Genomic DNA, 12,155 nt, shown 5'->3' on the forward strand with positions numbered 1-12,155 from the left:
GACCTGTATTCGCGTAAGGTTGTGGGCTGGTCGATGTCTGAGCGCATGACGGCTACGCTGGTTTGCGACGCGCTGCGCATGGCGCTGTTTGCTCGCAATCGGCCTCGGGGAGTGATCGTGCATACTGACCGTGGTAGCCAATACTGCTCGCGCGAGCACCGCGCCCTGTTGGAGCAATACGCTTTGATCGCCAGCATGAGTGCCAGAGGCAACTGCTACGACAACGCAGCAATGGAGAGTTGGAACCACAGTCTGAAGGTCGAGGCCATCCATGGTGAACACCTCGCCACACGGGAGCAGGCCAAGGCTCATGTGTTTGACTACAATCGGATCCGGCTGCACTCGACCCTGGGCTACCTCAGCCCAGAGCAGTACGAGCTGGCCAACGTCGCTTAGATAGGTGTCCGTAAATCAGGGGCAAGATCACTGTCATTCCTAACCTCACAGCAGATCGACACGCTCATGCAAGCGTTGGACGAGTCCTCCAATCCGCACGTCAAGCTCATCACCAAAGTCGCACTTGCGACCGGTGGACGATGGGGCGAGTGCGAAGGACTGAAGACACAACAGGTACGAGCTGGCCGCGTCCAGTTCGCTCAGACGAAATCGAAGAAGACGCGGGCGGTGCCAATCTCTCAGGAGCTGGCCGACGCCATCGAAGCACACGCAACCACCAGGCCAAAAGACACAGACCGTCTATTCGACAGCAGTTACGGCGCATTCCTCAAAGCTTTGGAACGCGCCGGCCTACCGTTACCGGAAGGCCAGGCCAGCCACGTGTTGCGGCACACATTCGCCAGCCACTTCATGATCAACGGCGGCAACATCCTGACGCTTCAGCGGGTGTTGGGACACGCATCGTTGACGATGACCATGCGATACGCCCACCTGGCCCCGGACCACATGCAAGAGGTACTGGCGCTGAACCCCCTCGCAAATCCCGGTCGGAAGTCGGTCGGAAGCTCCAAGAAAAAAGCACCTAACCAAAAAAGCTAAGTGCTTGTTTTCATTGACATTTTTGGTAGGCCGTGTTGGACTTGAACCAACGACCAAAGGATTATGAGTCCTCTGCTCTGACCAACTGAGCTAACGGCCCCCAAGGGAACCGGAGCCTGCGCTCCAGCACCCCGATTTCACAATCAATATCAGCTTGCCGCCGGCGTCGTGCCAGCCGTGTTGCGCAGGCGGATGTGCAGCTCGCGCAACTGCTTTTCGTCCACAGGCGACGGCGCCTGGGTCAGCAGGTCCTGCGCACGCTGGGTCTTCGGGAAGGCGATGACGTCGCGGATCGATTCGGCACCGGTCATCAGCGTGATCAGGCGGTCCAGGCCGAAGGCCAGGCCGCCGTGGGGCGGCGCGCCATACTGCAGCGCGTCGAGCAGGTAGCCGAACTTGGCGCGTGCGTCCTCGGGCGTGATCCTCAGCGCACTGAACACCTTGCTCTGCACCTCGGCGCGGTGGATCCGCACTGAGCCGCCGCCCAACTCCCAGCCGTTGAGCACCATGTCGTAGGCCTTGGCGATGCAGGCGCCCGGGTTGGTGTCCATCAGGTCCTCGTGGCCGTCCTTCGGCGAGGTGAACGGATGGTGCACGGCGACCCAGCGGTCTTCTTCCTCGTCGTGCTCGAACATCGGGAAGTCGACCACCCAGAGCGGCGCCCAGCGGTTCTCGAACAGGCCGGTCTTCTTGCCGAATTCGCTGTGGCCGATCTTGATGCGCAGCGCGCCGATCGAGTCGTTGACCACCTTTTCCTTGTCGGCGCCGAAAAACAGCAGGTCGCCGTCCTGCGCGCCGGTGCGCTTCAGGATCTCGGCGAGGGCCGCGTCGTGCAGGTTCTTGACGATCGGCGACTGCAGGCCTTCGCGGCCCTTGGATGCTTCGTTGACCTTGATCCAGGCCAAGCCCTTGGCGCCGTAGATCTTGACGAACTCGGTGTAGCCGTCGATCTCGCCGCGCGAGAGCTGGCCGCCGCCGGGCACGCGCAACGCGACCACGCGGCCGCCCTTGGTCGTGGCCGGCGCCGAGAAGACCTTGAAGTCCACATCCTTGACCGCGTCGGTCAGCTCGGTGAATTCGAGCTTGACGCGCAGGTCCGGCTTGTCGGAGCCGAAGCGGCGGGCCGCCTCCTGGTAGGTCATGATCGGGAACTCGCCGAGGTCCACGCCCAGCTGGGTCTTGAACACCTCGGAGATCATGCGCTGGAAGATCGCGCGGATCTCTTCCTCGTTGAGGAACGAGGTCTCGCAGTCGATCTGGGTGAACTCGGGCTGGCGGTCGGCGCGCAGGTCCTCGTCGCGGAAGCACTTGGTGATCTGGTAGTAGCGGTCATAGCCGGCCACCATCAACATCTGCTTGTAGAGCTGGGGCGACTGCGGCAGCGCGAAGAACTGGCCGTCGTGGACGCGGCTGGGCACGAGGTAGTCGCGCGCGCCTTCGGGCGTGCTCTTGCCGAGCATCGGCGTCTCGATGTCGATGAAGCCTTCCTTGTCGAGGAAGTTGCGCACCTGGATCGCCGTCTTGTAGCGCAGCAGCAGGTTCTTCTGCATGTGCGGGCGGCGCAGGTCCAGCACGCGGTGCGTGAGGCGCGTGGTTTCCGACAGGTTGTCGTCGTCCATCTGGAACGGCGGCGTGACCGACGGGTTGAGCACCACGAGCTCGTACGCCAGCACCTCGACCTTGCCGCTGCGGAGGCTCTCGTTGACCGTCCCTTCGGGACGTGCGCGCACCAGGCCCTTGACCTGCACGCAGAACTCGTTGCGCAGGCCCTCAGCGGCCTTGAAGGTCTCGGCGCGGTCGGGGTCGAACACGACCTGCACATGGCCTTCGCGGTCGCGCAGGTCGGCGAAGATCACGCCGCCGTGGTCGCGGCGGCGGTTGACCCAGCCGGTCAGCGTCACGGTCTGGCCCAGCAGGGCCTCGGTCACCAGACCGCTGTAGTGAGAACGCATAGCCATAACAATTTCTTCCTGCCGCCCTCGCGGGCGTCTGTACTCACGGGGTGTGCCGCGCTCTTCGACAGCACGGCCGACGATTCTTCCAGCCTACCGGGGCGGGTCCAGCAGCGCCGGGGCCGCCGGTGCCACCACGCCCATCGACACGATGTATTTCAACGCCTCGTCGATGCTCATGTCGAGCTCGATGCAGTCGCTCTTGCGCAGCATGACGAAGTAGCCGCCGGTGGGGTTCGGCGTGGTCGGGACATACACGCTCAGGTATTCGTCGCCGCGCAGGTAGGTTGCCACGTCGCCGCCAGGCACCCCCGTCACGAACGCCACCGTCCAGACACCTTCGCGGGGCCACTGTACCAAGACCGCCTTGCGGAAAGCCTGACCGCTGTCGGAGAACAGCGTCTCCGACACCTGCTTGACGCTCGAATAGATGGAACGCACCACCGGGATGCGGCTGACGAGCCTGTCGCCCCAGCGCACCAGCGTGCGGCCCAGGAAGTTGCTGGCCGCCGCGCCGACGACGAGCAGGATCAGCAGCGTGAGCAGCACACCAAAGCCCGGCACGTGGAAGCCGAGCAGTTTGTCCGGATGCCAGGCCGACGGCAGAATCAGCAAGGTCTGGTCGAGCGTGCTGATCACCCAGTCGAGTACCCAGACGGTGATGCCCACCGGCACGATGACCAGCAGGCCCGCGAGAAGCCATTTGCGCAAGGCAGCCATCCCGGATCAGCTCGACGACGCGGTGCTGCCGCCCGCAGCAGCCGGGGCTGGCGCTGAGGTGGCGCCCGCATCGGGGGCCAGCTTGGCATCCGCAGCGGGTGCAGAGGCTTTGCCTTCGCCGGAGCCGCCGCTGCCGTTGTTATTGCCGCTGCCGCGGAAATCCGTCACGTACCAGCCCGATCCCTTGAGCTGGAAGCCGGCAGCCGTGACCTGTTTGGCGAACGTGGCTGCGCCACAGGCCGGGCAGACGGTCAGCGGAGCATCGGAAATCTTCTGCAGCACGTCCTTGGCATGGCCGCAGGAGCCGCATTTGTAGGCATAGATGGGCATGGCGTCGAAAAACGGCGAGATGAAGGCGCAAAGCCTTCAATTATAGGCCGTGGCCCTATTCTGATACGGCTCAGACCTGGCCTGCCAGGCGGTGGTGGCCGGCATGGCGGTTGCGGATGGACTGCGGACCGAGCGAGCCCAGCAGCATGCCGGCCACCGAGGTCAGCAGGCCGGCGAGCTGCGCCGGGAATGCTTCGCCCGCCGGCGCGGCCAGGAACAGGAGCCAGGCCGCCAGCCCGAGCACGATGGCGAAGACCGCGCCCTGGGTCGTGGCCCGCTGCCAGTAGAGTCCCGCGACCAGCGGCACGAATGCGCCGACCAGCGGTACCTGGTAGGCGCCGGAGACCAGTTCGTAGATCGACGTGCCTTCCATGTGGATGGAATAGGCCAGCACGCAGAGGCTGAACGCCAGCGTGGTGATGCGCATGGTGCGCAGATGCTGCCGGTCCGAGCCGTGCGGGCGGAACTGGCGCCAGATGTTCTCGGTGAAGGTCACGCTCGGCGCAAGGAGCGTGGCAGACGCGGTGGACTTGATGGCCGACAGCAGCGCGCCGAAGAAGATCACCTGCATCGCGAACGGCATCCGGGTCAGCACCAGCGTGGGCAGCACCTTCTGCGGGTCGTCGGCCAGCAGGGCCTGCGCCTGCTCCGGCATGATGATCAGCGCGCTGACCACGAGGAACATCGGGACGAAGGCAAACAGGATGTAGCAGACGCCCCCGATCACCGGCCCGCGCGTGGCCGCGCGCTCGCTGTTGGCCGACATGACGCGCTGGAACACGTCCTGCTGCGGGATGGAGCCGAACATCATCGTGACGGCCGCGCCGATGAAGAACACGGTGTCGTGGAAGCCGGGCTCCGGCAGGAAGCGGAACAGGTCGCGGCTCGTCGCCAGGTCGACCACCTGCTGCGCGCCGCCAGCCATGTCGCTGGCGAATACTGCGATGACGGCCAGGCCCGCCACCAGGATGATCATCTGGATGAAGTCGGTGACCGCCACCGACCACATGCCGCCAAACAGCGTATAGGCCAGGATCGACACCACGCCGATCGCCATGCCTGCGGCCACCGACACCGATCCGCCCGACAGCAGGTGGAACACCAGGCCCAGCGCCGTGACCTGGGCCGACACCCAGCCGAGGTAGCTCAGCATGATGATGAGCGAGCAGACCACCTCGACCGCGCGGCCGTAGCGCTCGCGGTAGTAGTCGCTGATGGTCAGCAGCGTCATGCGGTAGAGCCGCGCCGCAAAGAAGAGGCCGACCAGGATCAGGCAGAAGCCGGCGCCGAACGGGTCCTCGACCACGTTGCCCAGGCCGCCAGCGATGAACTTGGCCGGAATGCCCAGCACTGTCTCGGAGCCGAACCACGTCGCGAACGTGGTGGTGACGATCATGAACAGCGGCAGGTGCCTCCCGGCGATGGCGAAATCGGCCGTGTTCCGGACCCGCCGGGCGGCCACGAGGCCGATGGCGATGGTGACCAGCAGATAGACGACGACCAGGGTCAACAGCACAGGGGCTCCTTTGCAATGCGGCGGCGATTATCGGGAGTTTTCGACAACGCCCCGCACAACCCCCGTCCGGGTCAGCGGAAGACCCAGCTCCGCATCAGCAGCAGCGTCGCGAACACGCCGAAAGCAAAACCCACGCCGTAGATCAGCAGCGATTGCAGCAGCCGGTTGGTCCGCTTCTGCGCGACCAGCAGTTCCTCCAGCGCGCGCCGGTGGTCGGCCGGGCGCTGCTGGAGGTAGTCGTGGAGCAGCCGCGGCAGCGCCGGCAGCAGTTTGGTGAGGAGTGGCGCCTCGTCGCGCAGCTGTTTCCACAGGCGCTTGGGGCCCACCTGGTCGAGCATCCACTGCTCCAGGAACGGCTTGGCCGTGCTCCAGAGGTCGAGATCCGGGTCGAGCTGCCGGCCCAGGCCCTCGACGTTGAGCAGCGTCTTCTGCAGCAGCACGAGCTGCGGCTGGATCTCGACATGGAACCGGCGCGAGGTCTGGAACAGCCGCATCAGCACCATGCCGAGCGAGATCTCGCGCAGCGGCCGGTCGAAGTACGGCTCGCAGACCGCGCAGATGGCCGATTCGAGCTCGTCCACGCGCGTGCCCGGCGGCACCCAGCCGCTTTCGATGTGCAGCTCGGCCACGCGCTTGTAGTCGCGCCGGAAGAAGGCGGTGAAGTTCTGCGCGAGGTAGCCCTTGTCGAACTCGGTCAGCGTGCCGACGATGCCGAAGTCCAGCGAGATGTAGCGGCCGAAGGTCTCGGGCGCCAGGCTCACCTGGATGTTGCCCGGGTGCATGTCGGCATGGAAGAAGCCGTCGCGGAACACCTGGGTGAAGAAGATGGTGACGCCGTCGCGTGCGAGCAGCGGGATGTTCACGCCGGCCTCGCGCAGGCGGTCGAGCTGGCTGATGGGCACGCCGTGCATGCGCTCCATCACGATGACCTCGGTGTGGCAGAAGTCCCAGAACATCTCGGGGATCAGCACGAGGTTGAGGCCCTGCATGTTGCGCCGCAGCTGGGCGGCGTTGGACGCCTCGCGCAGCAGGTCGAGCTCGTCGTGCAGGTACTTGTCGAACTCGGCCACCACCTCGCGCGGCTTCAGCCGCTTGCCCTCGGCCGACAGGCCCTCGACCCAGCCGGCCATCATGCGCATGAGCGCCAGATCCTGGTCGATGATGGGGCGCATGCCGGGGCGCAGGACCTTGACGGCCACCTCGCGCTCGCGGCCCTCGCCGTCGACGATGCGGCCGAAGTGCACCTGGGCGATCGAGGCGCTGGCGATCGGCTCGCGGTCGAACTGGGTGAAGACGGCATCGACCGGCCGGCGGAAGGCGCGCTCGATCGTCGCGACGGCCACCGCGCTGCTGAAGGGCGGAACGCGGTCCTGCAGGCGTGCGAGCTCGTCGGCGATGTCCACTGGCAGCAGGTCGCGCCGCGTCGACAGCACCTGGCCGAACTTCACGAAGATGGGGCCGAGCCGCTCCAGCGCCTCGCGCAGCCGCTGGCCGCGCGGCGCATCGAGCCGCCGGCCGAACGACAGCACCCGCGCCGCCACGCGCAGCCAGGGCTTCTGGAAACTGGTGAGCACGAGCTCGTCGAGCCCGTAGCGCAGTGCGATCCAGACGATGGTCGCTCCGCGGAGGAAGCGCCTCACGGAACGGCCTTGCGATGATCCGCCGCCTGCGGACGCGCTGCGCCAACGAATCGGCGCAGCGCCTCGGCCACGCCGCGTGCAGCGCGCGCCAGCGTGTGAGCCGGCACGTCCCCGATGACGCGCGACAGGTCTTCCTCGGCGTCCCAGCGGACGTTGTCGGCCAGCCAGTGGATGTCGGCGGCCAACTGCACGTCGCCCTCGATTCGGATCGCGGGCTTGCCGCCGCGCAGCGCGGCGCGGGCGAGATCGAGCGGTGACTCGTCGGTGACGACGATGGTCAGGTCCGGCAGCGCATTCACCGATGCCACGTCGAGGAGCCCGGCCGGCGTGACCAGCAGCGGGATGCTGAACTGGCGCCACTGCACGCGGGCGACGCGGCCCTTCTGCCGGGCCAGGCGCTCGGTGGCCTGGGGTTCCTGGCCGAGCACATGGTTGAGGAACAGCACAGCGCGGTGGTGCACCCCGTCGATGAGCCATTGCGCCGGCGTCGGACCGGCGGAAAAGCTGCGCAGCAGCGTGTCCAGAAACGGGAAGGGGGACTGTGGTGTGGCCATGGTCCCCCGATTATTCCCTGAAAGGCGGCCGCGCAGCCGCCGCAGACGCCCGGTTACTGCAGGGCCTGCACGCCGGCCACGAGCCAGCCGCTGACACCGTTCTTCGGCTTGGTCATGTTCCAGACTTCGCGGAACGGGCTCGGGCCGGCCGAGGGCTCCTCGCGGATCATGCCGGAGAACTCCACGCTGGCCATGTAGTCGTCGCCCAGGTCCTCGATGCCGAGCAGTTGCGCCTCGACCACGACCACGTCGGTCTTGTTCGGCTGGCCGCCGAGGTGGTTCTCGCGCTCGGCCAGCTGCGAGCGGATCTCGCCGAGCATGCCGTCGGTCATCATCGAGCGCAGGGTCGGGATGTCGGAACGGTCCCAGGCATCCTGCAGGGTGACGAAGTTGCGCTTGGCCGCGGCCAGGAAGCCGGCGGTGTCGAAGCCGGCCGGAATGCCCCAGCTCTGCGAGCCCGACAGCGCCGCTGCGCCGCCACCGAGTGCCGCGCCGATCTGCACGCCGCCGCCCGCGGGCTGGGCCGCCTTGGCCTCGAACGAAGTCTGGCTTTGTTCCCACGGGCGGGCCGACGCGTCGTTGCCGACCTTGTCGGGGCTGTACCGGCGTGGCGTGACGGCCACCGGCACGTTGCCGGTGCCCGCGCCCTGGAAGGCGAACGGCGCATTGCCTGCGGCCGCCGGCTGCGCGTTGCCGTGGCGCGAGCGCGTGACCAGGCCGATGACCGCGAAAGCCACCAGCACCAGCAGGGCGATGAGCAGGAACTGGCCGAACGCGGCGCCGAAGCCGAGCGAATGCGCCAGCCAGGCCAGTCCCAGGCCCGCGGCCAGACCGCCGAGCAGGGAGCCCCAGGGTTTGCGCGGCGCGGCTGCCGGCGCAGCAGGCGCCGGCGAGGCGGGCCGCGCGGGTGCGGCATTGTTCTGCTGCTGGGCCGGCACCGCAGGGGCCGGCGGCGTGGCCTGCCGCTGCATGACGTTGCCCGACTGCCGCCCGACGGACCTGCCGCCGCCCAGGCGGGCGGCTTCGGCATCAAGGTGCCCCAGCGCCAGCGCACCGACCAGCAGGGCGGCTCCCAGTTTCATCATCGTCATCCTCGTGCCTCTCTTTCCATTCGCTCGTTCGCTTCCGGCGCCGCTGCGGCGCCTCAGCACTTGATGCCGACGTGCAGCGCGGCAACGCCACCCGTCAGGTTGTGGTAGTCGACATGGCCGAAGCCGTTGGCCTGCATCAGGGCCTTGAGCTCCTGCTGGCCCGGATGCATGCGGATCGATTCGGCCAGGTAGCGGTAGCTCTCGGAGTCGCCGGCCACGCGCTGGCCCAGCCACGGCAGCACCTTGAAGGAGTACCAGTCGTAGGCCTTTTCCAGCGGCTTGGCGACCTTGGAGAATTCCAGCACCAGCAGCCGGCCGCGCGGCTTGAGCACGCGGACCATCTCGGCCAGCGCCCGGTCCTTGTGGGTCATGTTGCGCAGGCCGAAGGCCACGCTGACCAGGTCGAAATGGTTGTCGGGAAACGGCAGCTGTTCGGCGTCGCAGACCGCCGTGGGCAGCACGATGCCGGCGTTGATCAAACGGTCGCGGCCGGTGGACAGCATGGCCGCGTTGATGTCGGTGTGCACGACCCGGCCGGTGCGGCCGACCTTTCTGGAGAACGCCATCGCGAGGTCGCCGGTGCCGCCGGCGATGTCGAGCACCTCGTCGCCCTCGCGCAGGTTGGCCACCATCACGGTGTAGGCTTTCCAGGCGCGGTGCAGCCCGCCCGACATGAGGTCGTTCATCACGTCGTACTTGGGCGCGACGGAGTCGAACACGCCGCGCACGCGGCGCGCCTTGTCCTGCTCGTCCACCGACTGGAAACCGAAATGGGTCGTCGTCATGCATGCATCCTAGAGAGAAGCCCAGGGCGCGTACAGCGACAACCCCGTGCGGACACGGGTATTCGCATGCGGCGCACGCCGGGAAAGAGGTGGCTCAATGGCCGCCGCAGGCGTGCCCGCCGCCGGCGCCGCGCACGGCCATCGGCGTGTCGCGGTCCACGCCCGCGGCCTGCAGGCGCCCGAGGTAGTCGGCCCAGAGCTGCTCCTGCTTCTGGCCGAGTTCGTAGAGATAGGCCCAGGTGTAGATGCCGCTCTCGTGGCCGTCGGAGAAGGTGGGCCGCACGGCATAGTTGCCGACCGGCTCCAGCGCCTCCAGCGTCACCTCGCGCTTGCCGGTCTGCAGCACCTCCTGGCCCGGGCCGTGGCCCTGCACTTCGGCCGACGGCGAATACACGCGCAGCAGCTCGAACGGGATGCGGAACGCGGCGCCGTCGGAAAAAGCGACTTCGAGCACGCGCGACTGGCCGTGCGCGGTGATGGATGCGGGCGTGGGATCGCCGGGGGTCAGACCTGCCATGGAGACGAGACGACGGTTCGTTTCAGGAAACGCGATTGTCGCCGCCCGCCGCCTCGGCGGCCGCGAGCCGCGCCGCCAGGACCTGCTCCAGTTCGGGCAGGCGGGCGCGCACGGCTTCCTCCAGCGCCGCGTCGCGCGGCCGCTGCGCCGCGGCCCAGACGGGCGACGGGAAGTGGCTGTCCCAGCCGAAGCGCGCGATCACGTGCCAGTGCAGGTGCGGCACCACATTGCCGAGCGCGGCCAGGTTGATCTTGGCCGGCCGCAGGTGCGCGCGCAGCGCTTCTTCCACCGCCACGACCGCATCGAGGCATTCGATGCGCTCGGCGGCCGACAGGTCCGACAGCTCGGGCGCGTGCGCATTCCAGACCACGCGGTAGAAGGCCGGAAAGCCGGCCTCGTCGGCGCGGATCACGCGCAGCCGGGCGCCGCGCCAGACCAGCGCGCCGCCGTCTCCGTCGCAGAGCGGGCAGCCTGCGGTCATACGAGCACCCGCTCGATGCCGCCGGCATTGGCGGCGGCCACGTACTGCGCCATCCATTCCTCGCCGAGGATCTGGCGCGCCATCTCGACCACGATGTAGTCGGCTTCGAGCAGGCCGTTGGCCAGGTCGTTGCCGTAGCGCGACAGGCTCTGGAGGCAGCTCGGGCAGCTGGTGAGGATCTTGACGTTGTCCTTCTCGCCTACGGCGCCCTGGGCACGCAGCGCGGCCTCGCCCTTTCGGATCTCCTCCTCCTTGCGGAAGCGGATCTGCGTGGAGATGTCGGGCCGGGTCACGCCGAGCGTGCCCGATTCGCCGCAGCAGCGGTCGCTCTTCAACACGTTGTCGCCAACCAGCGCCTTGACCGTCTTCATCGGCTCCTGCAGCTTCATCGGCGTGTGGCAGGGGTCGTGGTACAGATAGGCGTTTTTGCCGGCCAGCGTGATGCCCTTCTCGAGCAGATATTCGTGGATGTCGATGATCCGGCAGCCCGGGAAGATCTTGTCGAACTCGTAGCCCTGCAGTTGGTCGTAGCAGGTGCCGCAGCTCACCACCACCGTCTTGATGTCGAGGTAGTTGAGTGTGTTGGCCACGCGGTGGAACAGCACGCGGTTGTCGGTGATGATCTGGTCGGCCTTGTAGTATTGGCCGCTACCGCGCTGTGGATAACCGCAGCAGAGGTATACTGGCGGGAGTACCGTCTGCACACCGGCGTGCCACAGCATCGCCTGGGTGGCCAGGCCGACCTGGCTGAACAGGCGCTCCGAGCCGCAGCCGGGGAAGTAGAACACTGCCTCGGTCTCGGGCGTGGTGGCCCGCGGGTTGCGGATGATCGGCACGTAGTCCGGGTTCTCGATATCGAGCAGCGCGCGCGCGGTCTTCTTCGGCAGGCCGCCCGGCATCTTCTTGTTGACGAAGTGGATCACCTACTCGGCAACCGAGGGCGTGCCGACGGTTGCCGGCGGATGCGCCGTCTGCCGCTTCGCGAAGCCGCGCAGCAGGTCGGCCGCGACGCGCTGGGCCTTCATGCCCACGCCGACCATCGCGCCGCGCGCGAGCTTGATCGTCTCGGGGTTGGTCGCGTTGAGCATGAACATCGCAGCCGCGTTGCCGGGGCGGAAGCTCTTCTGCCCCATCTTGCGCAGCAGGTTGCGCATGTTCATCGTGACGTCGCCGAAGTCGATCTTCACCGGGCACGGCGAGGCGCACTTGTGGCAGACGGTGCAGTGGTCGGCCACGTCCTCGAACTCCTGCCAGTGCTGCAGCGACACGCCGCGCCGGGTCTGCTCCTCGTAGAGGAACGCCTCGACCAGCAGCGAGGTCGCGAGGATCTTGTTGCGCGGGCTGTAGAGCAGGTTGGCCCGCGGCACGTGGGTGGCGCAGACCGGCTTGCACTTGCCGCAGCGCAGGCAGTCCTTGACGCTGTCGGCGATCGCGCCGATGTCGCTTTGAAGTTGCCCCCGATTCCTGGAGTGCATAGCCCCAACCCGGAGAATGCCGGGACGGGAGCATGAATTGAACGAGAAGCAAACGAGAGCGAAGTACACGCTGGAGTTCAAGCAGGAGGCCGTGCGGC

12 protein-coding genes, 1 tRNA gene and 1 pseudogene are annotated in these 12,155 nt (G+C 67.2%); 2 read left to right on the plus strand and 12 right to left on the minus strand.

Going from position 1 to position 12,155, the window contains the following annotated elements; translation table 11 throughout:
* Together GAK38_RS22065 and GAK38_RS22070 are read left to right on the plus strand one after the other, a co-directional pair.
* The coding region (locus GAK38_RS22065; RefSeq protein ID WP_325347069.1) for an IS3 family transposase at positions 1 to 396 on the plus strand (396 nt) is incomplete at its 5' end.
* A 30-nt stretch (positions 397 to 426) separates the two neighbouring features.
* Entirely contained in the window at positions 427 to 996 is a 570-nt protein-coding gene (locus GAK38_RS22070; RefSeq protein ID WP_325347080.1) for a tyrosine-type recombinase/integrase, read from the plus strand.
* Between the two features lie 23 nt (positions 997 to 1,019).
* Here the strand turns inward: GAK38_RS22070 and GAK38_RS22075 are convergent.
* The 12 genes and pseudogenes from GAK38_RS22075 to GAK38_RS22130 form a co-directional block, all read right to left on the minus strand.
* A tRNA-Ile gene (locus GAK38_RS22075) sits at positions 1,020 to 1,096 on the minus strand.
* 49 nt (positions 1,097 to 1,145) lie between these two features.
* Positions 1,146 to 2,954 (minus strand): aspartate--tRNA ligase, encoded by a 1,809-nt coding sequence (aspS, locus tag GAK38_RS22080; RefSeq protein WP_325347070.1) that lies wholly within the window; start codon positions 2,952 to 2,954, stop codon positions 1,146 to 1,148.
* Positions 2,955 to 3,041: 87 nt separating this feature from the next.
* Positions 3,042 to 3,668 (minus strand): DUF502 domain-containing protein, encoded by a 627-nt coding sequence (locus tag GAK38_RS22085; protein ID WP_325347071.1) that lies wholly within the window; start codon positions 3,666 to 3,668, stop codon positions 3,042 to 3,044.
* 6 nt (positions 3,669 to 3,674) lie between these two features.
* Positions 3,675 to 3,998, minus strand: a complete 324-nt coding sequence (locus tag GAK38_RS22090) for an FmdB family zinc ribbon protein (RefSeq protein WP_325347072.1) — start codon at positions 3,996 to 3,998, stop codon at positions 3,675 to 3,677.
* A gap of 70 nt (positions 3,999 to 4,068) precedes the next feature.
* Positions 4,069 to 5,514: a sodium:solute symporter family protein gene (locus GAK38_RS22095; RefSeq protein ID WP_325347073.1), complete on the minus strand. Its 1,446-nt coding sequence runs from the start codon at positions 5,512 to 5,514 to the stop codon at positions 4,069 to 4,071.
* A gap of 71 nt (positions 5,515 to 5,585) precedes the next feature.
* Positions 5,586 to 7,154 (minus strand): ubiquinone biosynthesis regulatory protein kinase UbiB, encoded by a 1,569-nt coding sequence (ubiB, locus tag GAK38_RS22100; RefSeq protein ID WP_325347074.1) that lies wholly within the window; start codon positions 7,152 to 7,154, stop codon positions 5,586 to 5,588.
* The gene (locus GAK38_RS22105) at positions 7,151 to 7,708 is read right to left on the minus strand and encodes a ubiquinone biosynthesis accessory factor UbiJ (protein WP_325347075.1); all 558 of its coding nucleotides are present in this window, start codon (positions 7,706 to 7,708) and stop codon (positions 7,151 to 7,153) included. The genes ubiB and GAK38_RS22105 overlap by 4 nt, the downstream gene beginning before the upstream one ends.
* Positions 7,709 to 7,761: 53 nt before the next feature.
* Positions 7,762 to 8,793, minus strand: coding sequence for a Tim44 domain-containing protein (locus GAK38_RS22110; protein ID WP_325347076.1), 1,032 nt, complete (start codon positions 8,791 to 8,793; stop codon positions 7,762 to 7,764).
* A 59-nt stretch (positions 8,794 to 8,852) separates the two neighbouring features.
* Entirely contained in the window at positions 8,853 to 9,584 is a 732-nt protein-coding gene (gene ubiE / locus GAK38_RS22115; protein ID WP_325347077.1) for a bifunctional demethylmenaquinone methyltransferase/2-methoxy-6-polyprenyl-1,4-benzoquinol methylase UbiE, read from the minus strand.
* A gap of 94 nt (positions 9,585 to 9,678) precedes the next feature.
* Positions 9,679 to 10,101 carry a DUF971 domain-containing protein gene (locus GAK38_RS22120; protein WP_325347078.1) on the minus strand — a complete coding sequence of 141 codons (423 nt, stop codon included), beginning with the start codon at positions 10,099 to 10,101 and terminating at the stop codon, positions 9,679 to 9,681.
* 22 nt (positions 10,102 to 10,123) lie between these two features.
* On the minus strand, positions 10,124 to 10,582 hold the full coding sequence (locus GAK38_RS22125) for an HIT family protein (RefSeq protein ID WP_325347079.1): 459 nt from the start codon (positions 10,580 to 10,582) through the stop codon (positions 10,124 to 10,126).
* Positions 10,579 to 12,030, minus strand: a pseudogene (locus tag GAK38_RS22130) ((Fe-S)-binding protein); the annotation flags it as partial. The gene GAK38_RS22125 and the pseudogene GAK38_RS22130, both read right to left, overlap by 4 nt.
* Positions 12,031 to 12,155 lie beyond the last annotated feature (125 nt).

The sequence above is a fragment of the Xylophilus sp. genome (assembly GCA_009914555.1).
Lineage (GTDB): Bacteria > Pseudomonadota > Gammaproteobacteria > Burkholderiales > Burkholderiaceae_C > WNDY01.

Bases quoted from the DNA above. Each gene is read 5' to 3' on its own strand.
- GAK38_RS22125 (WP_325347079.1), bottom strand. From the start codon at position 10,582: ATGACCGCAGGCTGCCCGCTCTGCGACGGAGACGGCGGCGCGCTGGTC.
- GAK38_RS22105 (WP_325347075.1), bottom strand. From the start codon at position 7,708: ATGGCCACACCACAGTCCCCCTTCCCGTTTCTGGACACGCTGCTGCGC.
- GAK38_RS22120 (WP_325347078.1), bottom strand. From the start codon at position 10,101: ATGGCAGGTCTGACCCCCGGCGATCCCACGCCCGCATCCATCACCGCG.
- GAK38_RS22110 (WP_325347076.1), bottom strand. From the start codon at position 8,793: ATGATGAAACTGGGAGCCGCCCTGCTGGTCGGTGCGCTGGCGCTGGGG.
- aspS (WP_325347070.1), bottom strand. From the start codon at position 2,954: ATGGCTATGCGTTCTCACTACAGCGGTCTGGTGACCGAGGCCCTGCTG.
- GAK38_RS22085 (WP_325347071.1), bottom strand. From the start codon at position 3,668: ATGGCTGCCTTGCGCAAATGGCTTCTCGCGGGCCTGCTGGTCATCGTG.
- GAK38_RS22090 (WP_325347072.1), bottom strand. From the start codon at position 3,998: ATGCCCATCTATGCCTACAAATGCGGCTCCTGCGGCCATGCCAAGGAC.
- ubiE (WP_325347077.1), bottom strand. From the start codon at position 9,584: ATGACGACGACCCATTTCGGTTTCCAGTCGGTGGACGAGCAGGACAAG.